The following is a 22636-nucleotide window of genomic DNA, read 5'->3' as shown; positions in this document are numbered from 1 at the left end:
ATAGACTAAATCTATTTTCTAAAGCAATGGATATAGCCATCCTATAGTTTCATCATAGTTTAAATCTATTGCAATAATGTATATATTCTTTTAAATTAGGCAGAGGCAGAGAAATCTTGATGAGTGAAAATAATTTGATTTTCTTAAATGCTAGTGAGCATTTATTTGGGCTAGACATTTCAGAGACTTTAATGCTACGAAATTACTCTCATGTTAATGGGTTCCTATTTTGTTCAATGATGGGGGGATCTGAGTCAATAAGAGACCTTCAGGAGGCTAGGAATCTTGGAGTTGAAGCGTATGAATTCCCTCTTGTTGAATCGTTATTTTCGGTTTCCAAGATCTTTCTTGCACTTGAGAAAGTCTTTTCTGATGATTTAAGTCTTTTGGCTAAGCATAAAATCTTTATAGACATATGTACAAAAGATGCTCTAGAGATGCTTTTGGATGTTAAGAAGTTATCAATACCATCTTTTTTGAAACGATCAAATCTTATTTTTAATCTTAATCGTAGAAGCTTAATTAGGTCTTCAAGAAACATAAGAACATCCTCTTATGAAGTTTCAGACTATGAAAATCAGATTAATCATATTATTTTGGAGATATCTAAGCCATTAAAAGACTCTGGACATTCTTTTTCTATAAGTGGAGGAATAAGTAATCAAAGTCTTCATTGTCTAGGCAAAGCTAATATTAAGCCTGATTTTATCAAAACAGGCTTGTTTACTATATCAAGAGAAGGTTTTTCTATAGATGAACTCTCTAGAAAAATATTAAACTTTCAAAGTATAGAAGCCAAGCTACTTGACCTTATGAATAATTCAATGCACTTTAAACATAGTTATGTAAACAAGAGGCAAATGCATATGATGAATTTTATAATTGAGAGTTTAGTTTAATGAAAACGTATTTATCTGTTTTAGAGAATAGTCTTCTAGATCTTTCTAAAACAAGTCAATTATTGGCTATTAAGGCGGAATTTGAGGCAGAAGGAACTCGTATCGAAGAGCTATCTGTATTATCTCAACTTTGTTGTAAATACTCAATTCCTCTTACTCTAAAAGTGGGAGGACCGTCTGCAAGTAGAGATATTTATGAAGCTTTTCAATTAGGAGCTTCTAATATTTTAATACCAATGGTTGAGTCCTCATTTGCTGTAGAAGTTTGTTCAGAGACTTTCTCGAAACTTTTGCCTGTTTTCCATGTATTAAAACAGAAACCGAAGCTTTTTGTAAACATAGAGACAAAATTAGCAGTTAAAAATTTTGATTCGATTTTACAGACTATCGATTCCTATAAACTGCCTATCTCTTCTATTGTCTTAGGTAGGACAGACCTTTCCGCTTCTTTAAATATAAGTGATGTTAACTCGCTAGAAATTTTTGAGATTGCCAAACAAATTCATACAAAGGCATCCTCAAGGTCTATAGGATTTACCGTAGGCGGTAATTTGTCAACAAATAGTTTTGAATTTATAGACCGACTAAGTTCTTTTGGACTCGATTCTTTTGAGTCTAGGAAATGTACCTTTAGATCTTCAAAAAACTGTTCAAGGGAATATTTTGTAGATATTATCAATAAAGGACTACAGTTTGAACTTGCTTGGTTAAGATATAAGAGGGCCTTATATGAACTTCGATCAGCAGAAGAGAATATTAGGATAGGTGTAATAAAAGCCAGGATTGAATGAATTAATATGGTAGATATTAGTGTAAACCAGAGAACTTATAAAAACATCAAGGCTGTCATCTTTGACAAAGATGGTACTCTTACAGATAGTCATATCTACTGGAAAGAAATTATCTTAAGGAGGGCTAATATTCTTTTAAAAGAGTTTAAACTCCCAAAATCATATTTGCATAGCCTTATGCTATCAATGGGATTTGACAGCTCATCTAATCGACTTTTGCCAGAGGGACCAATAGCTATAAAAAGTAGGGATGAAGTTATAGATGCTGTTTTAAGATATTTATATAATCATTCAATACAATCTACAGAAAAAGAAATAAACTTAATCTTTGAATCAGTTCAATTAGGCTTCAAAATAGAATCTAATAATTATATTAAGCCATTAGAATCAGCACTAAATTTTGCCACGCTATTATATTCATTAGGAGTTAAGCTTGCATTGGTTACAAGTGATAAGGAGTATAACGCTATTTCCACTTTACAAAAATTAGAATTAATGAATATTTTCGAGATTATTTTAGGCGGAGATTCTGGGTATGGGAAAAAGATTACAGGAGAACCAGCTTTGCAGGTTTGTAAATCTCTTTGTTTATCTCCTAATAATGTTATGGCAATAGGAGATGCGAAAATGGATTATATTATGGCCAACAAAGCAGAATTAGCGGGTTCAATACTTGTAGCAACAGGTCAAATAGGATTAGAAGAATTACTTTCAATTAATCCTTCATCAGTTCAAACCCTAAAGGAAATTATTGTCAATCAACAGTAGGTTAATTCCTTTTACCTTTAAAAATGTTATTATCTACATGTATTTAATTGATCGATGGATAGATTCGCGAGATATAAGGAGCTTTTGTCGACGGGATCTTTTTTTAAGCTGGTTTGTGGCGCAGGTAATGAAGACATCAATGAAGTCAGAAAACTATCCTTTATATATACCTTGGCTGGATGTAAGGGGTTCGATGTTTCTGCTAGTCCTGATGTAGTCAGGGCTTGCAAGGAAGGTATTGATTCTGCGTACTCCTATCCTAATCCATACTGGTCAGACCCTAAAGACCCTCCTTTTATTACCGTAAGTGTTGGGATGCCTGGAGACCATCATGTTAGAAAGGCAATTATCACTGATGATTGCGTAAAATGTAATTTATGCATCCCTGTTTGTCCAACAGATGCTATTCCTTCAACGCTAGAAATTGTAGATAGCTTATGCATAGGATGTGGTAATTGTGAGGCAGTATGCCCCCCTGCAGCTTCAGCTATTACTTATAGGCATAATGCTAAAGAACTTTCCTTGATACTTCCTCAATGCGTTGATGCTGGAGCTGAAAGTATTGAGCTGCATGCTGGTGTTCCTGATGATAAAACTACTATGAATGAATGGAAAACTGTATGTGAAGCAGTCCCAAATGGAATGGTATCTATGTGCCTAGATAGATATCATATGACAAATGTACATTTAATAGATCGAATTAAACAAGCACAGCAAATAGCAGATGATCGCATAATTATACAAGCAGATGGGATACCAATGAGTGGAGGTAAAGATGACTTTAATACTACTCTTCAGGCAGTAGCAATAGCAGATATCATAAATAAAGAACTGAAATTAAAAGACAGAAAATTTAGCAAAATGCCTGTTCTTATATCAGGTGGTACTAATACCTTAACTGGACAACTCGCTCGTCAATGTGAAGTTAACTTCTCAGGAATTACTATAGGAACGCATGCTAGAAAAATAGTTAAAAATGAGATTCAGTCTATAATTTTAGGAGATACTAGTCATAATATATATGATGCTGTTTCATCAGCACATAAATTAATTTCTAATAATCTTGGTTATGACTTTTAGATCAGGCCTAGGAATCTGGCAAATACTTTCTTCTGAGCTAATTACGGATATTATTGGCAAGTCAGGCTTTGATCTTTCCATATTAGATTTAGAACATGGTCTGCATGACCATCAAACTGTTCAAAAATGTCTTTTTGCTGCACAATCTAATAACTTGCTTACAATTGTTAGAGTACCTTCTATAAACTATCCATATTTGAATCAACTTGTTGATTCAGGTGTTGATGGAATACTTTTCCCACATATTGAAAATACATCACAAATAGATAGTTTAAAAAGTAATGCTCTGTTATACCCTGCAGGTAATAGAAGTTTCAGTCCATTTGTCCATAGATTTTCTTATGGGAAAGCATCACCTGCTAAAGACCATAATCCTAATATAGGAATTCTGATTGAATCTTTAAAGGGTATTAAATCATCAGATGATTTATTAGCTGATTCTTATATTGATTTTGTATATTTTGGAGCATATGATATTTCGGTTGAGCTATCTTGCAAGGGAGATATCTTCTCTGAACCTGTTATTAACCAACTTAGAGAATTATTAAAACTTTCAAAGCATTATAAAAAGAAAATGCTTGCTATTTACAGGACATTGGATGAGTTGAAGATCTTATTGGAACTAGGAGTACAATATCCTATCGCCTCTGTAGATACATCGAAATTCTTTAACTCATTGAATAGTGATGTAATTGAATATACTAGTATAATGAGGGATTACTGCTGATGATTTTTGTCACATCTATTAAATCAGATTCATTGTCAACAGCTTTTCCTGAATTCTTCAATTCAATACATTTAACTCTTATATCTAACTCTAAAAACCTATTAATTTCAAGGTCTTCTTCATCCTCAAAAGTTGTTTTTTTAATGCATTGAGAAAAAGCTTCTAAATGTAATCTATTAAAAGCATAAATACAAATATGCTTATAACCGAAACTAAAAGAACTCTGTTTATTAGATGGTATAGGAGCACGAGAAGAATAAAGCAAGTTTTTTGATTTTGTAAAGACCATTTTAGGGATTGAACTATTAAAAAATTCTTCCTTTGAAGTTATCCTCTTTACAGCCGTATAAACAAATTTGTTATTGACATTGACGCTATTAATAAATTCGTTCAATTCGCTGACTGGGAAAATTGGCTCATCGCCCTGAAGATTTATATATTGATCTACTTCAATATGCTTGGCTACTTCGGCAACTCGGTCAGTTCCAGTTAGACAATTTTTAGAAGTTAGGCAAACTTTGGCATTGATATCATCACAATGCTTCTTTATTTCTAAGGAATCTGTTGCAATTATGATTTTGTTTTTGTCCTTTACTGCTTTTAATGCCTGGCTATAGGTTCTTTCAATGATTGTCTTGCCTAGTATTTTTATCAGAGGTTTGCTTGGCAGACGTTTTGAATCTAGCCTCGCTGGAATAATGAGGACCCAACTGGAATTATTGCTTTTGACCATTAGATAAATGATTTTCTAAATTCTAGCAAAAATTGAAATTATTTTTATAGAAATCATATACTTGCGTAGCTTCACATTGATTAAATATAAACCTATTTTAACAAGAATATAAATGTGCTATTGTATTATCAAACTAGTAAATTACTAAGATGTTAACTTTAAAGCAAACAATACATATTTTCTAAAACATGTTTCTTGACAGGCAGGAACCTTTTATAGTTTCTTTCACAGAAGCAAATAAACTTTTCTTAGCGCTATCTCGCTTAAATGAGTTCAGAAAGATATCTAGTAAATCTTTATATTCTAGGAAAAGATACTTATTACTTTCCTTTATTTGTGATAGGGACATTGGAGGTTTAGACACTACTCCTTTACAAACAATGTTTATTTTAGGTTCAACTAATCATACTATATCAGCCGATTTATTCGCTTCTTTAAATGAAGAAGAAAAAATAGCCTATAGGATAGGTAAATTATATGCTTTAAAATTGATACTTACCTTTAAGGATTTCAAGTATATAGCCACTTCATTTCTCATTCTCCTAATAAAAATACTCAAGTCAACCATTGATTTAATTGGAATTATTTTACTTACCACTCTATACTCTTTCTATAAGTATGCTTTACCTTCCCCTTTTAATAGAAGAGAAATAGATTCCTTAAAAAATGATTTGTATACTATTTATTTCTGGAAAACAAAAGAAGAAAAATCCATAGAATATTATTATCCTGACTTTAACGATCAATCTAATATTAACTCTGCATTAGCTACTTCCTTTTATGGATTTAAATTTATAACCTTCGGAATTCTATCTACTTTTAGATTTAGAAATATTCATTCAGCCTTAGACTTTATTAAACCTATTCATATTCTCCAGGCCATATATAGATTAGTATTGATTCATTTCTATGAGTTATCATATGTGAGGTATTTTTCATATTCTTCTTTCATAGCTTCATTTAAAGCTTTCTCGAGTTTACATCAACGTTATTATTCTCTATTAAACTATTATTCAGCAGATGCAATTCTTAAAAGATATAGGTCTGAGAGAATATATCTCTGGCAGGAAAACCAAATTTATAACAAGTCACTGAGTATTGGTCTTTTAAACTCTAAATATTTTATCCCTGAACTCGCATCTAACATAATTACTTATTATGGATTTGCCTATTCACTTAACTCTTTACCTCAGTATAAGCCAACACAGTTTGAACAAGAAATGGGGTTTTGTGCAGTCAACAACTTTATGCTACAAGATAAAACATCCTTATTGGAACTAAAGGAAGCCACAAAAAATAATAGTTCAAAATCATCATTTTCTTTGGCTAGGATATCTTTGAAAAGATATAAATCACCACAACTTTCTATAAGAGAAACTCCCCCATCAGAATCTAGATATATTACTTACTTCTCTCATTCTGAGTCTCAGGAAATCTATATTTGTTTAAGACGTTTCTTCCATCATTATAACTACAGTCAAATAACTTATGCTGAGTTAAAGCATAATGATTTTTATTTACGTTTACATCCAAGCATATCATTAACAGAAGCACTTAGGCAATTAAAAAAGCTAAGGAGAGAATCTAATTTAGAATTACCTAATTTTAAAATAATAAACTCTAAACAAGAATCTATCTTAGAGTCAATCAGCTATACAGAATTTTGCATCTTTAGCAACTCATCATATGTAAATTTAGCATTAGAGTCAAAGGCTAATGTTATAGCAATAACCACATCCTATCTAAGAAATCCACCTATACATATAAATCACTTTAAAAAGGAGTTTCTAACTAGAATTTGAGTTGGAATAAATACTTAAACTTTAATATAGCCATTTCTTATTATATAGATAATTCCTAAATTTCATTGAAATATAGCCAACTATTGGAATAAAGGAAAGTATTACAAATAAATGGTTTTTCCTTATTTTATAGTTAAAGAAAAGATCTTTCATATCTTTGTAGCTTGGGAATAAACTCTCCATTCTAGTCTTAGCCTTTATAATCCTTAGTAACTCTTCTAGGGCCATTTTTTCATAAGAAAAAAGATTATTTACAAGGTTACATTTTGCCCATTTTAATTTCTCTATATCAAACAATCTGGGCTTTTTATTGCCCTCACTTTGAGCATGGATTCTATACATGGCCAAAGTCTTTGGCACATATACAATCTTAGTTACCTTAGACAATCTTGTTATTAAATCGAAGTCAGATATATGGCTATAGTCAGGATCAAAAGCTTTTTCCAATTTTTTTAGGTCTCTCACTCTTAGCATTACTGTCTCAAGGGAAATGTGATAATTTGTTATTAAACTATCTGTACTATCATTGATCCGAATGTCATCCGTGTATAACTTCATTTGGTTCTTATGGCTGAAAAATATTGTATTTGAGTAACAGATGCCCACCTCTTCCTGCTTGAAGTATTTTACTTGCTCACTTAATTTATTTTGCATCCATATATCATCACAGTCTAGGATTGTTAACATCTCACCTGTTATTTTATTATAGGCAAGTGCTCTTGCTTCCCCAAGATTTGTCCTCTTCCCAGCCTTGTAATACTTAATTCTTTCATCTTGATAACTAAGTACTATACTCTTTGAATTGTCAGTAGAAAGGTTGTCCCAAAATATCAGCTCCCAATTGCTATATGTTTGGTTTATTACACTATCAATTGCTTCACAAAGAAATTCTTCACCATTGAAGCAATTCATTATTATGCTTATTAGTGGCTGTTTATACATTATTCTTATACCAATTAATCACACTATAGAGGCTATCTTCCATTTCATAGTTAGCAGACCAATTGAGTATACTCTTTGCCTTTTCTAGGTTAGGGTATAGAGCCATACTTTCTGAATCTCTATAAGCTACTTCACCATAAAGGGGTTTCCCATAACCTATAATATTAACCACTTTGTTTGTAACTTCTCTAATAGATATAGGCTTTCCAGATCCTATATTAATTATTTCACCATAGGCACTTTTGTTTTCTATGCAATTTCTAATTGCAGATGTAAAGTCTTTTACATAGCAGTAATCTCTTAATTGATAACCTTCTGTTACCTTAAACTCTTTTTTGTTTATGCACTCTTTGATGATAAATGGAAGAAATCTATCAGTTTTTTGTTTCTCACCATATATAAGAAATGGTCTTAGTATGATTACAGGAAAAGACTTTGATCTAAACAAGTGTTGAAGATAATGTGAACACATTACTTTGCTTAGGGAATAGGGAGATATAGGTTTTTCTCTTGCTTTTTCATCTATAGGTGAACCTATGTCGCCATATTCGTCGCTCGATCCTAAGTGAATCATAGTTCTTAAAGGTATAGCTTTGGCTATTTCCACTAAATTAATTAATGACTTCATATTGTTATCGAATACTGATTGACCGCCACTTTCAAAACTTCTGTGATCGATATAACCTGAGCAGTTAACTATGTATTCTACATTAGATATTCTTTCTAATATATTCTTAGGTATTGGTCTGGTTATATCATGGACTATATAAGTAGCTTTTGGGTTATATTTGGTACCTATAGGTTGATTCTTCGAAATACTGATTACATTATAGTCATCTTCTAATAGGCTATCTATAACATGAGAACCAATAAAGCCCGAACCCCCAGAAACTAATGCACTCTTTTTAATTACCATATTTTAGAACCTTCACTTATTAACTTATCAAGCATATCCTTATCTCTTTTTGTATCTACGCATTGCCAGTAGCCTTGATGTAAGTAAGCCATCAACTGCGAGTCTTTTGCAGCTCTTTCTAATGGTTCTTTCTCTAGGATTGTTGAATCTCCTGAAATATAATCCAGGAACTCAGGTTCTATTACAAAAAATCCACCGTTAATCCATCCTTCTTCAAGTTGAGGCTTTTCCCTAAAGCTAGTAACTTGATTTGTTTTTGATATATTTAGTTCTCCAAACCTAGCTGTCGGCCTCACCCCTGTGACAGTAACCAACCTGCCATGTGACTTATGAAATTTTATTGTTTCATTGATATCTATATCGCTTACAGCATCGCCATAAGTTAATAAAAATGTCTCGTTATTAATATACTTCTTTAGCCTTAAGACTCTCCCCCCAGTCATTGTGTCTTTACCAGTGTCTATTAGGCTGACTGACCAATTTGGTGAATGCCTTTGGTAAGGGACTACAGCTCCACTAGCAAGATCAACTTTAAAGTCAGAGTCTAGGATTTGGTAGTTATAAAAATAATCTTTTATGATCTCAGCTTTATAACCCAGAGCTAGATAGAAATCATTCAAGCCATATTTTGAGTATATATTCATTATATGTTCAATAATTGGCTTATCACCAATTCTGATCATAGGTTTTGGTATAACAGCAGTATATTCGGAGAGCCTAGTGCCATAACCGCCTGCTAAAATTACTACTTTCATTTTTGAACAGGTAAGAACTTAAGGAAATTCAGTGGTTGTCTTTCCACTTCATTGCCATCATGAATAATGTCAGCAATATTTAGTATATAACTATCGCTTTCAGATAAACCTTTAAATCCGAACCAGATTCCAGGTCTGATAGTCAGTAAACAGTAGTTATCTTCTCCGATTATGGTATTTAGTATGAGCTTTTGATCTTCATAAAATATGAATTGTACATTTCCTATAGGAACGACAATGTTAAGGGTCATTCTTTGGTGCTTTTTCCATGCTTTGATTGATCCAGACTTTATTATTGAGAAGTAAGCTTCATTAAAACAATTATATTGTCTGTCTGTTGATTTAAGTACATGTAGAACATCTCCTCCTTCTACTCCTATTCTTTTTAGAGGCATTTGTATTATTTTTTGACTGCTACTTATATCCATTTGTTACCAGTTAACTTGGCTTCGGCAGAGTAAGAATTAATCTGTTTAAGACAAAGCTCATAAGGGTCTATAGATTTTGATTCTGAATAATAATCTAAATACCATGAGCTTGTATACAGTAGAGTTGATTCGAAGTTAAGTGTAGATTGCCAGCTTAATTGGGCCAAGGCTTTGTCACAATTTAATTTTAGAAGTGCTGATTCATTAGCTTTTGATTCACTCTTTTCTTCTATATCCAATAAATTGTATGACCATCCTTTAGCTAGTTCATTCACAACATCTAGAACTGAATAGTTCAGAGAAGATGTTGGGCCAAAATTAAATGACTCCCCATTAAGCAAACTTTCTGAGGTTAATTGTTGTGCAAGGCAAAGATATCCGCTTAGGGGCTCAAGCACATGTTGCCATGGTCTTGTTGAATATGGAGCTCTAATAGAAACTTCTCTCTCTTGTGTCCAAGCTCTTATACAGTCTGGGACTATTCTATTGTTGGCCCAATCTCCTCCTCCTATAACGTTACCTGCTCTTGCTGAAGCTATAGTTACCTTACTATTATTGTCATGAAAATAAGAACGATAAAAAGAACTAAATGCTAACTCTGCAGATCCTTTAGAGGCACTATAAGGATCTCCTCCTCCTAACTTATCAGACTCTCTATAACCCCATAACCATTCCTGGTTGTCATAGCACTTATCACTTGTAATTATTATGGCTGTACATCTATGGTTTACTACCCTAAGAGCATTTAGAACATTAACTGTACCTAACACATTTGTGTGCCATGTTTCAACTGGGTCAAGGTATGACTCTCTTACCAAAGGTTGTGCAGCTAAATGAAATAAAAAGTCAGGTTTAACTTCGTCTATAATTTCAATAACTTTATTAGTATCTTTTATATTAATTCTATTATCCACTACTCTCTCACTCATTAATGCTTCATCAAAAAGAGAAGGCAAGCTAGGAGGATCTAGTGCTATTCCATATACTTTTGCTCCAAGGGATAATAGCCAAATTGAGAGCCATGAACCTTTAAAGCCAGTATGACCGGTTACAACTACTCTTTTATTTTTGAATGTTGTGTTCAGATTCATTTATCAATAATAACATGCGAGATCATATAGGGATTAGTTTCTAAAATATCGTATTAGATTTAAAGCAAACTATGAAAATTATATGACATCTAAGAAATTGTTTTTACGACCTTCTAATGGATTAGTACTGTAAATAAAAGTTCTCATTAGTAGTTTTTCAATCCTTTGAAGTTGAAGATACTTAGGATGGTTATTTGGAAGTTTAAGCTGTTTATAATATGAAAGGTGATCATAACTGGTTTTCCCTATACTCATTACAGGTATAGAAGAGTTAAAGCCTTCTTCTAGTGTTGTTGATGAGTGTGCTATTAGGCAATCTGATTTATATAGATCTTCTTTAAGAGTGCTATTACTCGATAGTCTGGTAAATTGTGAAAACCGACGAAGAATATTTTCTAGATAAATCTTGTTCACTTCATTCTCATGAAAACGGACTCTTACAATAAATTCAATATCATCCTTAATTGGAGCAAGCTTTTCACAAATATTTACTAGGCCACTTAAGTATTCATAAGAAGATTCGAAATAATAACGCCTTACACCTTCAGGTTTAAAAGTTGATGCATGTAAAATCGTTAACTTAGAATTCTTTATTGTTCCCTCACAAGGAATTTTATTATTAATAGTTACTTGACCTAGAGGTAATATATTTAAATACTTGTAACCAATGGAATCGAAGTAATTATCAGTAAATATTGACTGACTGCAATGTATAATAGATTTTAAATTAGAGTAAAGAACTCCTAATGCTAGCTGTCTAGATGCAATGAAAGAAGGTGAACCTTTCATTTGAAGAGTATGTGTTCCATGCGATATGAGATACATCTTACCTTTGGCCTTTTCTAAAGTAGAGGCTAAAGCATACAGATCAGGGTATCTAGTGCTATGAAAGATAGAGGTTATATTTCTCCCTTTAAAAATTGTACTTAAATAATCAATATATGAAATTGTAAGGTTAAGATAGTTTGATATATCTAATGCCAAAATTCCTTTGTATTTTTCCGGAATTAGTTCTAATGGTACTTTTTTAATTAACCTTAGGATTACTTTACTACTTAGCTTAGTCTTCTCTTCATAGGGGTGGAGTATCATCCTAATAGGAGCACGGCTCCGCTTAAAAATTAAATTAACGATGTTAATTAACATCAAAATAAAAATCTTTCTTAAATCTTTAGTACATTGAAAAGTAATTAATCTCTTATTTTCTTTTTTTAGCTTATCTTTTATTTTGGGGAAATAATATGAGGATCTGTCTGAAAGAAAATAATGTTTTTGTTTAGAATTTAGTCTAAACCCAATTAGGTACCTTTGTAGCCTTATCAGGCAACTGCTTAATAGGTTTGACGATAGTCTACTATATCTATATGTACTGACTAAGGAACTACCTTTGTCTTGTATAAGAATATTCTCTATACCAATAATTAGATCTGTTTTATTAGTTAAAACAATCCACTTACCTTTATTAAATAATGAATATCTTTTCGAATTAGGTATTATACTTTCTAGGTAGTAAAAAGAGGATAGTCTTACGTGAAGGTAAGGTGCCATTAGCTCCTCGATCGAATTGATACAATCTAGTGTTGTACAATTCTCTATTAAATTATTTATTAGGGTTGTTGCTGCCTCTACCCTCTCTAATAAATTTGCTGACAAAGAAGCTGTTTTATTGGGATTGGGATGACTATTTACTTGACTTTGAAATAACCATTCAGTAGATATTAATGGTGTTATAGAGTAATGGCTTGTATTTTTTAGATTAATTCGATCTTTATCAGTCTCCTTTACAAGAATATGCAAAATTTCATTGGCTTCTTTCATGGCAAATTTTTACTAATTTAATCTTCTTGATGCTAAATTAATGCTCATTAGTTAAACAATCCTATTAATAATATTTCTGCCTTTAATAATATTTAGACAATTTTTGCAGGCCTTGGTCCTAGCCTCTTCTAATGATTCGTGACTATAGTAGGCAGTATGCGGGTTAATTATTATTCTACCTGCATAAGCATTTTCTTTTTTCCAATTTATATATAACTGATCTTTGTCTGTTGGAGGCTCTTGTGTCCATACATCGGTCCCATATCCTTCTAATTTGTGTGAGACAAGAGCATCATAGATTATGCTCTTGTCTTTCACTATGGCACCTCTTGAAACATTAATTAGGTAAGAACCATCCTTCATGTTTGATATGAAGTCTTCATTGACTAACCCTTTTGACTCATGGTTAAGAGGAGTATGAATTGAAACAATATCCGAATTTCGAAGTAAATCTTGCAAACTCTGAAACCTTTTTAATCCAAGGACTTTCTCCACGCCTGAAGGCAGGTAAGGGTCGTGGAATCCAACATTATTTGATAATGCTGTGAATTTCCTAGCTAAGCAGCCGCCTATCCTACCAAGACCAATTATCCCTAGGCTCATATCTCGTATCCTTTTAACAGGGAAGGGTATATCTTTCCCGCTCCAAGAATATTCATCTTCTTTGGCAAATTCTTGAAAGGAATTAATTTTTCTTGTTAAACATAAGATCATCGCTAGAGCAGTATCAGATACTTCGTCAATTCCATAGTCAGGAGTATTTACAACAATTATTTTTCTTTTTCTACAGATTTCTAGATCTATATTGTCAAAGCCAACTCCATATCTTACAATTGCTCTAATACTTGGATATTTTGATAGAAAATCTTGATTGATTACTTCATGCCAAACTAAAGCTATTGTAGTCTGACTAGTTAATTGATCTGAAAAGTATTCTCCAAGAATATCTCTTTCAACAATATAATCTTTTATATGATCTGTTACTGATACTATATCATTCTGCATGTTGATTCTTTTATAGGTTTTCTTTAAATGAATTATGTATCATTTTATATGACTCATTTAATATATTCATATCTACCATGTGAACAATAAAGTTAACTCCTATGCTCATTAGAAATTTCATATGATCAAATGATGTAGCAATTGTCCCGATTGATTTTTTATGCTTCTTGGCACTTTTTATAACATCTTTAAGTTTATCAATAACTATTTGATTTTGAACCTCACCAGCTATCCCTAAAGCTTTCGACAAATCAAATAGACCAACAAATATAATATCTATCCCATCGATAGACATAATAGAATCTATACTCTCTATTCCTTCTTTGCCTTCTACATTGATTCCAGTAACAAGAAGTTCATTCATTTGAATATTCCATGATGGCCCATTGTTCTGATAATTTGAACTTGGTACAAATGGGGAATAACCTCTAGAACCGATTGGTGGGTACTTAGCATAATCTACTACTAGCATTGCATCCTGTACATTCTCAACATTTGGTACTTGTATACCATGAGCTCCATTGTCTAAGGCTTGTTGAATGGAATCTTTATTAATTGATGAAGGCCTAACCATCGCGAAACAGTTATGAGCCTTAGCCGTATTGATTAGGGGCAGCAAGTCACCAAAAGCAATTGTCCCATGCTCTTGATCAAGAATCACAAAATCAATTCCAGTAGAGCAAATTGAATCTAAGCTATGAACGGATGGGCTTGTAACCCATGTGCCTAGGACTTTTTCTCTTTTTATTAGCTTTTCTCTAAAATTCATTTCTCAATATTATTAAGTTCATTTTTGTTGTCATTCAGAATTTGTGCCATCTTAAACTCCCATTTTGTATCAATGTCAATTCCATACTTTGAATCAATTTCATATAAGAATGGCTTTGTATTTATAACGTATCTAGTCTTTTTCATTTCCGCAAGATAATTTATGAATAAAGAACCTGATATTTTGTATAGGGAAGGTAGATTCTGTGAATAGGGATGCCATACTCCATAGGAATAATTCCAGGGCCTGCCCTTATCATCTATAATAAATTCTTTAAGTTTTTCTACAACTACTAAAGAATTGAAATTATTTTTATCTAGGTCTATAAATTTATTCAATGCTTTTTGGTACTCATCGAAAAGTGGTGTTGTTGTATGACACCATAGTATTATTGAGTTATCATCTTCAGGAATAGAGTTAACTATATTATAGATAACATCACTCCAAGAAGTTATGTTATTGCAATAAGTATCATCTCGGTCTATAAGACTGATTTTATTATCGCTTTCAATGCTTAAATCTTGATAGTTTGTACTAATGTATATATGATCTACAGTCTTTATCTTTAATAACTTCTCTAAAAGTATATCTAATAGAGAAGAACCATCTTTGGTAAATTCTCTAAAGTTTTTATTAGGTACTCTCTCGGAAACCTTTTTGACTGGTACAACCGCTATGACTCTTGGTAGATTTCCTTTATACATTTTTTTAGATAATTATTTATTCCTTATATACTATTAAAGAAACTAGCAATATGCTTTACTTGACACATCACCTTACAAGAGTAACCATATTCATTATCATACCAAAGAACAACCTTAATAAGATTTTCGCCTATTACATCTAACCACCGTGTGTCTATAATCGCAGAATAATCTTCTCCAATATAATCTAATGATACAAGAGGTTCATTTGACATTTTAATTATTGGATTGCTTTGATTCTCTTCATAACATTTAAAAAGTTTTATTAGGTTATCTTTACTTACCTTAGAATTAACTATATATGTTATATCTGCAGATCCTATTATTTGAGTTGGTGTCCGGTAAGATAGTGAGCCAATAGATTTTGAGCTAAGGGAAGGAATAACTTTAAAGACTGCATCCATTGCCGATGTAGGCTTTGGGATCATGTTCCCTATTGCAGACCTTCCAAGTGCATAATGATGGAAAATTTCTCCTGCAACTGCCCATGAACTTGATGGTCCATCCATAAGGTTTTGATAACTAAGCCATGGGTGTAGTGTTGTTACATAACCAGAATCAATTCTAAAGTTGTCATTAATTAATTTAGTAACCGGTCCAATAGCTGTAGCATCACAAATACTAGATGATATTAAATGATCAGTCTTATGATTGTATTTATTATCATTTACACCCATTACCATTGTGAAGTCAACTTCATCAGGTGAGTGAGTAACTATAACTTTCTTAGCATCATTTCGCTCTAGTAGCTTTCTTGCATTGATTACATTTTTTTGTATCCCCGTGCAATCTATAACAATATCAACATTCCATGTTCCCCAATCAACCTTGTCTATGTCCTCTTCGTGTGATGTATTGATTCTATTACCATTGACTATTAATCTATTTTCTTTAGTGGTAACTGTGGTGTCTAATTTTCCATAAATTGTATCGTAATTTAATGTATAAGCCCAATTCTTAATGTCTGGATTAAGTTCATTTACTCCAATTATATCAATTTGAGGATCTTTAATTGCTAAGCGAAATATTTGCCTTCCTATTCGGCCTAGTCCATTTATTCCAACCTTAATTGTATTCTTCATATTATTGGCTCTAGTTCACTTAGATTTTTAACTGTAATGTTAATAGCATCGAATTGATCTTTTGTTGGACTGGAATGGTCTGAAACAAAACCATCTACATATATAAACTTTAATGGATGACTTAAAGCAACGCTCAGATCACTCTTGCTGTCGCCTATAAAAATATCATCTCTATTGGCCTTAGACCTTTTTAGGTGATAAGACTTGCTTTCTTCTGAACACAGCAATTCATTAAAGTAACTATCCATCTTATTCTTAAGTATGAAAGATCTTATTTCTTCTTTTTCTCCACCACTTAAAATATATACTTTTATGGAAGGTTTAATCGCCTTGACCCTTTTAAGGAAATCGATAGAACCGCTTGTTGACTTAGAGTTGACGAAGAATTCTCTGCACTTTTTCCCATAACTTTGCATTATTAAATCAACATCGCCCATCTTAAAATATTTTCTTAATTTCACCTTTCTGCTGATACCAGCATATTCATTGAAATAATCTATTGCTTCTTTAGCAAGAATTGTGTTGCCAGCAACCTCTTTAATTGACTGATGTATTGCATCTTCCTTGAATCTATTTGAATCTACCAATACACCATCAAAGTCAACAAACAACTTTGCACAGTTAGAAACCGAGAATTTCTTAGTCATCTTCTTATTAACTCGCTCTATTCACAATATATCGTATTCTTTGATCTGCTAAACACATAAAGTTAGTTTAAATATGAGTTTATTCATAATTAAACAAAACCTTAAGTCGTTTAAATATACGACTATTTGTGAGATAGTAAATAAGCTATTTAATTAACTTTAGCCTAGCCTAAATATGTTTCGAGGCCAAATTTAGCTTTAGCAACCCATTTTTTACTAAAGTAGTAGTTATAATCTATTCTTGAAAGTATAATTATCTAAAGTTTCTCTATCAATGCCTTCTTTCTCAAGACCTTTTTTAGTTACAGGTGCAGCGGGATTTATTGGAGCAGCTTTAGTAAAAAAGCTGCTTAAAAATGGAGAAAAAGTAATTGGTATAGACGATTTAAATTCTTATTATGATCCTGGCTTAAAACAAGCAAGACTTGATGAGATTCAGAAAATATTAAAACCTTCTTCAAGTGAATGGGCTTTTTACAAAATTGGTTTAGAAGATATGGATTCTTTAAGGGAACTATTTCTCGAAAAATCACCTTCGGTTGTGGTTAACCTTGCAGCGCAGGCAGGAGTTAGGTATTCAATAGAAAACCCATCTGCATATCTCAATAGTAATTTGGTTGGATTTTTCAATATTCTAGAACTTTGTCGTCATCATTCCGTTGAAAATTTGATATATGCTTCAAGCAGCTCTGTTTATGGAGGTAATAGGAATCTACCTTTTGTGGAAACTCAGCCAGTTAATCATCCTGTAAGTTTCTATGCAGCTACAAAAAAATCTAATGAGTTGATGGCTCATTCATATAGTCATCTTTATAAAATTCCTGCCACAGGTTTAAGGTTCTTCACAGTATATGGCCCATGGGGCAGACCTGACATGGCTCCAATGATTTTTGCTAAAGCAATTTTTTCTGGGAAGCCGATCAACATTTATAACCAAGGGGAGATGCTTAGGGATTTCACTTATATAGATGATATAGCTGAGTCGCTACTTCGTTGTTGTTACAAGCCAGCTACTCCGAATTCTAATTTCGACTCATTGAACCCTGACCCTTCAAGTTCTTTGGCTTCGCATCGCATTTTTAATATAGGAAACAGTGAGCCAATAGAGCTTTTAAGGTTTATTGAATTATTAGAAGACTCTTTAGGCATAAGGGCCATTAAAAATATGCTGCCTATGCAGCTTGGAGATGTAGTTGCAACTGCTGCTGATACAAATTTACTTGAAAAGTGGATAGATTTTAGGCCAAGAACATCTATAGAAGAGGGAGTCAAGATGTTTACAAAATGGTATCGCGACTTTTATAAATGCTGAATAAATATGAGTTAATATTAAAGATACTTATCTTCTCTCTTGTATCTCAGAAAGTAATTTTTTTGTGAAATTATGAGAACTATCTTGATTACTGGTGGGGCTGGTTTTATAGGTAGCCATACATGTTTAACTCTCCTAGACCATGGATATGATTTATTGGTATTAGATTCATATGTAAATAGCTCTCCTATTGCTATAAAAAAAGTAATTATTTTGCATAAAAGGAATAATCAAATATCCAATAATCAATTAATGCAGATTTCAGGTGATATTAGAGACTATAAATTTCTGAAAAAATTATTCTTTGAGTCGAAATTAAATGGGAAACCTATTGAAGCAGTCATACATTTTGCTGGTTTAAAAGCTGTGGAGGAATCAGTGGAGAATCCTTTGCTTTATTGGGATGTCAACGTCGGCGGGTCAATTAACTTATTGCGTGTTATGGATGAATTCCGTTGCAGAACGATTGTATTTAGCAGTAGTGCGACAATTTACGCTCCTAAAACTGATGAACTATTGAAAGAGGATTCTGACATTGCCCCTTTAAACCCTTATGGGCAAACAAAGGCTGCTATTGAGCAAATACTTAGTGATCTTTTTCAACACACTGACCAACAGTGGCGTATAGCAAATCTCCGTTACTTCAATCCAATTGGTGCCCACCAATCTGGAGAGATTGGAGAGTCCCCATTAGGTAAACCAAACAATTTGTTCCCTTATATCAGTCAAGTTGCTGTTGGGGCTAGGGATATATTAAACATCTTTGGAAATGACTGGCCGACGCCTGACGGGACAGGAATTCGTGATTACATTCATGTCATGGATTTAGCAGAAGCTCACCATGCAGCATTGGAATACTTATTAGATAATGAATCTATATTGACTAATCTAAATATCGGTACAGGAAAAGGTACAAGTGTTCTTGAACTTATTAATACATTTATAAATGTCAATGACTGCAAAGTACCTTATACTTTTTGCAATAGGCGATTGGGGGATGTCCCTGTCTCTGTCGCAAATAATGAATTGGCAATTAAAACTTTAAATTGGCATCCTAAAAGAAGCTTAGAAGATATATGTCGTGATGGTTGGAAATGGCAAATGCTTAATCCCCAGGGCTATTTAAATAAAGCCATTTAGCTTTTTTAGGAATTTCTTGTGAAATGATGCTTCATAGATAAACTTTTCTTAAGCCAGTAGACTTCTAGCTTGAATCTTGTGTAATTAGATACAAAATTAAAAAAGTTCTCTGTTGATTCTGATGATCCCTTTTGAGATCACTGTAGCGAGCGTTGTGTTCTTATCTCTTATTTATTGGGAAGTGAGGTTTTTGTATGCATCACGCTGATTTAAGAAATCTTTTGTTGAAAGCCTTAAAAAGGCTTTCAAACGCTCCGTTCAGGATTCGAACCTGAGACCCACTGCTTAGAAGGCAGTTGCTCTATCCAGCTGAGCTAACGGAGCAGTATTTCAATATTAGTGATTGATAAGGTGCCAAACTATGTTTAGTCCAATTTCAATTTAATCGATTTGGCTAGGAAGCTTTCGAAAAATCAAAAATCGGAGATTGTTAAAAAAGCTCTTTTGGGGATGCCTTTTGGGGAACTCGCAAAAGAATATGATTGTACTCCAAGCACAATAACAAGAACAGTCAAAGGGTGTTTATCTGATCAAGAGTACCTTTCTTTAAAAAAATTACGGTCTAAGTTTAATCCTTTAAATCAAGACCAAGCTCCTGAGAATCTCTCCAAAGAAAATCAGAGTGAAACTTTAGGAAATAACTTGGTTAGAGAAGATGACTTTGAGAATAATCAATTTTCTCAAGTATTTGACGAAGAGGAAGAAAATTCTGAGTTCAATGATCAGGACCCAAAGGAAAACTTCCAAGAAGTAATTCCATTGATTTCTGAATTTGCTTGGGAAGAACAAAAGGAAGTTGCTGCAAAAGCCTTTGCTGTTGAACTTTTGCCTGAAACTGTATATATGCTTGTTGATAAGAAGGTGGAATTGGAATCGAAACCTTTAAAGGAATTCTCTCAATGGAGCTTTCTCCCAGAACATGATCAGGAAAGGCTGGCAATAATGCTTTTTTCTAATCAGCGCTCTGCAAAGAGGAATTGCTCTAGAAATCAGAGAGTTCTTAAGGTCCCTAACCCAGATGTTTTTAAACTGTCGTGCCCTTTTTTGCTGTCTAAAGGAATTACCAGATTAATAATTGATGATTGCTTAATAGCCCTTGATATTATAGAGAAGGAGATAAGTTAATTATCAGACTCTCTTTGATTAGAAGTTAGTACAGCTGCTGTGCAGCCACCACTAATAAAGCCTAAAGTTATTGACATACCTACAATAAATCCTGTTGGATATGAAGATGTTGAAGAAAAGCCTAGGTTTAGTGATTTTCTGCTATTAAGGTTTTGAGTACCTAAGCAAAGAACAAGAAGAATTAAACTTGCGTTAGCAAAAGTAAAAAAAACTAGAAGAAGTTTTTTTAGCATTTAATACTTAAGCAACAGTATAGATATTCATTTTGCCTCTTTAGTGTCTATTTGACTATCAAGATTGGATTTATTGTGAAGTAATTCATAAAGAAACCTTTTTGATAATTTAGTTTCATTTGAGATTTGTTTAGCAGCAAAATTTGCGCTTGCACCTGTTTTGATTATAGCTTCCATCTTTTTAAGCAACTCAGTTTGGCTTTGATTGGCTATTTTCTTTTTATACTTTTCAGTGCCTCCCAAGACAATTGTGCATTCACCTTTAGGCTTATTTTCTTTGAAATGTTTTAGTACTTCTCCAAGAGTTGGACCAATATGCTCCTCATATTTTTTGGTCAATTCTCGGGCGACTTGAACCGGCCTGTCTTCTCCGCATAATTCATATAGTTGTTCTAATAGCTTTATTAACTTTTTAGGAGATTCATAAATAACAGTTGTTCTTTCTTCATTTGCAATAGAAGAAAGAGCTTTGTTGCGATCTTTTGTCTTTGATGGAAGAAATCCCTCGAAGCAAAACTTTTGCGAAGGTAAGCCACTACTGACTAACGCTGTAGTTATTGCACAGGGACCCGGTATGCAAATCGCTGAATAACCGGCTTCTTTAGCCGCTTTAACAAGCTCCTCGCCAGGGTCGCTAATGCCCGGAAGTCCAGCATCACTAATCAATCCAATATTTTGTCCCTCTTTTAGGCATTTCAATAGCTTCGGGAGTCTGCTTTGAGTGTTGTGCTTGTGAAAACTTATAAGATTATTTTTAATTCCTAACTTTTTTAGAAGCTGCCCACTATGACGCGTGTCTTCACAAGCTATAAGTGAGACTTTTTGAAGTATAGATTTTGCTCTTGGAGATAAATCTCCAAGATTTCCTATAGGTGTTCCAATAATGTATAGATTCCCTGAGGTTGGTTCGCTCGATTTTCCTAAAGCTTCGTTTTCTAAAAAATCCATGAGTTCTACTGATTGTTTTCTTCCGAATGGGGTCAATCTTGAAGATCTATTAGAAGGTCTTAGAAGTTTGAGTTGGGGAGCTGCTGATATTTTGATGGCATATGCCAGGGGAAGTAAGCCTCCTTATGGTTTTCCAATGGAATTGGAGATCGAAGATAATCCTGGAGGACCGGTCTCTGCAGCTGACTTGGCCGTTAATAGTTGGTTGCTTGATGGTATTAACTCTAAGTTTCCTACTGCAACTTGGAAGTTATTGAGTGAAGAGAATGCAAAAGAAGAATTTGTTGAAGGACTTTCAGCTTGTAATGGTTGGATCTGGATCTTAGACCCTCTTGACGGGACTAAGGATTTTATTAAAGGAACGGGAGAATACGCCGTGCATTTGGCACTTGTGAATGATCATCATTTAAAAATGGGGGTCGTTTTGATTCCAGAGAAGGAAGAATTATGGTTCGGAGTTTTAGGGGAAGGCGCGTGGTGTGAGAATCGGTTGGGAGAAAAAAGGAATGTGAAATTTAGTAATAGAACGCAAATTTCGGAAATGATTCTTGTAGCAAGTAAAAGTCATAGAGATAAAACACTGTCTCAATTAATGGAAAGGATCTCTCCTGGAGAGACTAAAGGTATTGGAAGTGTTGGATGCAAAGTAGGGACCATACTTAGAGGAGAAGCAGATTTCTATATATCTTTGTCAGGCAAAACAGCTCCTAAAGATTGGGATATGGCAGCACCTGAGGCAGTCCTAAGGGCTGCAGGAGGAGGATTTACACACGCCGATGGTAGACCCCTTTCATACAACAAAGATAACTATGAGCAACGAGGATGCTTGATTGTTAGCCATGGTAAAAACCATGACCTTATATGTAAACTAGCTGAAGATGAAATAAAAAAATTAGACCCTTTTTTTGAAATTTAAATTAG

General features: G+C 33.3%; 24 protein-coding genes and 1 tRNA gene. 10 read left to right on the top strand and 15 right to left on the bottom strand.

All coding sequences use genetic code 11. The features are described from left to right. Window positions 1–119 precede the first annotated feature (119 nt). From P9211_RS06330 to P9211_RS06310, 5 genes are read left to right on the top strand one after another with little or no spacing between them, the layout of a single operon-like run. Window positions 120–899, top strand: a complete 780-nt coding sequence (locus P9211_RS06330; protein WP_012195854.1) for a hypothetical protein — start codon at window positions 120–122, stop codon at window positions 897–899. Next, a complete protein-coding gene (locus P9211_RS06325) occupies window positions 899–1690 on the top strand; it encodes an aldolase/citrate lyase family protein (protein WP_012195853.1) in 792 nt (263 codons plus the stop codon). Before P9211_RS06330 ends, P9211_RS06325 begins: the two co-directional genes overlap by 1 nt. A gap of 6 nt (window positions 1691–1696) precedes the next feature. Continuing rightward, window positions 1697–2458, top strand: a complete 762-nt coding sequence (locus tag P9211_RS06320; RefSeq protein ID WP_012195852.1) for an HAD family hydrolase — start codon at window positions 1697–1699, stop codon at window positions 2456–2458. Window positions 2459–2512: 54 nt separating this feature from the next. Beyond that, window positions 2513–3538 (top strand): 4Fe-4S binding protein, encoded by a 1026-nt coding sequence (locus tag P9211_RS06315; protein ID WP_012195851.1) that lies wholly within the window; start codon window positions 2513–2515, stop codon window positions 3536–3538. Continuing rightward, entirely contained in the window at window positions 3528–4265 is a 738-nt protein-coding gene (locus tag P9211_RS06310) for an aldolase/citrate lyase family protein (protein WP_012195850.1), read from the top strand. The genes P9211_RS06315 and P9211_RS06310 overlap by 11 nt, the downstream gene beginning before the upstream one ends. Here P9211_RS06310 and P9211_RS06305 read toward each other — a convergent pair. Then, window positions 4240–4998, bottom strand: a complete 759-nt coding sequence (locus P9211_RS06305) for a 3-deoxy-manno-octulosonate cytidylyltransferase (protein WP_012195849.1) — start codon at window positions 4996–4998, stop codon at window positions 4240–4242. The two genes, P9211_RS06310 and P9211_RS06305, sit on opposite strands and share 26 nt — an antisense overlap. A 188-nt stretch (window positions 4999–5186) precedes the next feature. On the opposite strand from P9211_RS06305, the gene P9211_RS06300 reads away from it, so the two are divergent. After that, on the top strand, window positions 5187–6800 hold the full coding sequence (locus P9211_RS06300) for a hypothetical protein (RefSeq protein WP_012195848.1): 1614 nt from the start codon (window positions 5187–5189) through the stop codon (window positions 6798–6800). A 21-nt stretch (window positions 6801–6821) separates the two neighbouring features. Here the strand turns inward: P9211_RS06300 and P9211_RS06295 are convergent, their stop codons facing one another. From P9211_RS06295 to P9211_RS06245, 11 genes are all read right to left on the bottom strand, one after another. Continuing rightward, the gene (locus P9211_RS06295; protein WP_012195847.1) at window positions 6822–7742 is read right to left on the bottom strand and encodes a glycosyltransferase family 2 protein; all 921 of its coding nucleotides are present in this window, start codon (window positions 7740–7742) and stop codon (window positions 6822–6824) included. Then, window positions 7735–8658, bottom strand: a complete 924-nt coding sequence (locus P9211_RS06290; protein WP_012195846.1) for an NAD-dependent epimerase/dehydratase family protein — start codon at window positions 8656–8658, stop codon at window positions 7735–7737. Before P9211_RS06290 ends, P9211_RS06295 begins: the two co-directional genes overlap by 8 nt. Beyond that, entirely contained in the window at window positions 8652–9413 is a 762-nt protein-coding gene (gene rfbF / locus P9211_RS06285; protein ID WP_012195845.1) for a glucose-1-phosphate cytidylyltransferase, read from the bottom strand. The genes P9211_RS06290 and rfbF overlap by 7 nt, the downstream gene beginning before the upstream one ends. After that, complete coding sequence (locus P9211_RS06280) at window positions 9410–9841, bottom strand: hypothetical protein (RefSeq protein ID WP_012195844.1); 432 nt, start codon at window positions 9839–9841, stop codon at window positions 9410–9412. The genes rfbF and P9211_RS06280 overlap by 4 nt, the downstream gene beginning before the upstream one ends. Then, window positions 9832–10932: a CDP-glucose 4,6-dehydratase gene (rfbG, locus tag P9211_RS06275; RefSeq protein WP_012195843.1), complete on the bottom strand. Its 1101-nt coding sequence runs from the start codon at window positions 10930–10932 to the stop codon at window positions 9832–9834. The genes P9211_RS06280 and rfbG overlap by 10 nt, the downstream gene beginning before the upstream one ends. Window positions 10933–11010: 78 nt before the next feature. Continuing rightward, a complete protein-coding gene (locus P9211_RS06270) occupies window positions 11011–12750 on the bottom strand; it encodes a hypothetical protein (RefSeq protein ID WP_012195842.1) in 1740 nt (579 codons plus the stop codon). 51 nt (window positions 12751–12801) lie between these two features. After that, entirely contained in the window at window positions 12802–13755 is a 954-nt protein-coding gene (locus P9211_RS06265; RefSeq protein WP_012195841.1) for an NAD(P)-dependent oxidoreductase, read from the bottom strand. Between the two features lie 10 nt (window positions 13756–13765). Next, window positions 13766–14524, bottom strand: a complete 759-nt coding sequence (locus P9211_RS06260; protein ID WP_012195840.1) for an HpcH/HpaI aldolase family protein — start codon at window positions 14522–14524, stop codon at window positions 13766–13768. Next, window positions 14521–15228, bottom strand: a complete 708-nt coding sequence (locus P9211_RS06255; protein WP_012195839.1) for a cytidylyltransferase domain-containing protein — start codon at window positions 15226–15228, stop codon at window positions 14521–14523. The genes P9211_RS06260 and P9211_RS06255 overlap by 4 nt, the downstream gene beginning before the upstream one ends. 23 nt (window positions 15229–15251) lie before the next feature. Next, window positions 15252–16310 (bottom strand): type I glyceraldehyde-3-phosphate dehydrogenase, encoded by a 1059-nt coding sequence (locus P9211_RS06250; protein ID WP_012195838.1) that lies wholly within the window; start codon window positions 16308–16310, stop codon window positions 15252–15254. Then, the gene (locus P9211_RS06245; RefSeq protein WP_012195837.1) at window positions 16307–16957 is read right to left on the bottom strand and encodes an HAD family hydrolase; all 651 of its coding nucleotides are present in this window, start codon (window positions 16955–16957) and stop codon (window positions 16307–16309) included. The genes P9211_RS06250 and P9211_RS06245 overlap by 4 nt, the downstream gene beginning before the upstream one ends. A 274-nt stretch (window positions 16958–17231) precedes the next feature. Here P9211_RS06245 and P9211_RS06240 point away from each other — a divergent pair, with 274 nt between their 5' ends. Continuing rightward, on the top strand, window positions 17232–18269 hold the full coding sequence (locus tag P9211_RS06240) for an NAD-dependent epimerase (protein WP_012195836.1): 1038 nt from the start codon (window positions 17232–17234) through the stop codon (window positions 18267–18269). A gap of 72 nt (window positions 18270–18341) precedes the next feature. Then, window positions 18342–19409, top strand: a complete 1068-nt coding sequence (gene galE / locus P9211_RS06235) for a UDP-glucose 4-epimerase GalE (protein ID WP_012195835.1) — start codon at window positions 18342–18344, stop codon at window positions 19407–19409. 250 nt (window positions 19410–19659) lie between these two features. Here the strand turns inward: galE and P9211_RS06230 are convergent. Continuing rightward, window positions 19660–19733, bottom strand: a tRNA-Arg gene (locus P9211_RS06230). A 66-nt stretch (window positions 19734–19799) separates the two neighbouring features. On the opposite strand from P9211_RS06230, the gene P9211_RS06225 reads away from it, so the two are divergent. Then, window positions 19800–20534 (top strand): hypothetical protein, encoded by a 735-nt coding sequence (locus tag P9211_RS06225; RefSeq protein WP_012195834.1) that lies wholly within the window; start codon window positions 19800–19802, stop codon window positions 20532–20534. On the opposite strand, the gene P9211_RS06220 is transcribed toward P9211_RS06225, so the two are convergent. Beyond that, complete coding sequence (locus tag P9211_RS06220) at window positions 20531–20767, bottom strand: hypothetical protein (RefSeq protein WP_012195833.1); 237 nt, start codon at window positions 20765–20767, stop codon at window positions 20531–20533. The genes P9211_RS06225 and P9211_RS06220 overlap by 4 nt on opposite strands. 27 nt (window positions 20768–20794) lie before the next feature. Then, a complete protein-coding gene (rsmI, locus tag P9211_RS06215; RefSeq protein ID WP_012195832.1) occupies window positions 20795–21715 on the bottom strand; it encodes a 16S rRNA (cytidine(1402)-2'-O)-methyltransferase in 921 nt (306 codons plus the stop codon). On the opposite strand from rsmI, the gene P9211_RS06210 reads away from it, so the two are divergent. Further along, the gene (locus P9211_RS06210; RefSeq protein WP_041391160.1) at window positions 21714–22631 is read left to right on the top strand and encodes a 3'(2'),5'-bisphosphate nucleotidase CysQ family protein; all 918 of its coding nucleotides are present in this window, start codon (window positions 21714–21716) and stop codon (window positions 22629–22631) included. The two genes, rsmI and P9211_RS06210, sit on opposite strands and share 2 nt — an antisense overlap. Window positions 22632–22636 lie beyond the last annotated feature (5 nt).

The organism is Prochlorococcus marinus str. MIT 9211, from assembly GCF_000018585.1.
Taxonomy (GTDB): Bacteria; Cyanobacteriota; Cyanobacteriia; order PCC-6307; family Cyanobiaceae; genus Prochlorococcus_D; species Prochlorococcus_D marinus_B.
Note: the sequence above shows the minus strand (reverse complement) of the source record. Positions and strands in the feature narration are given on the sequence as shown.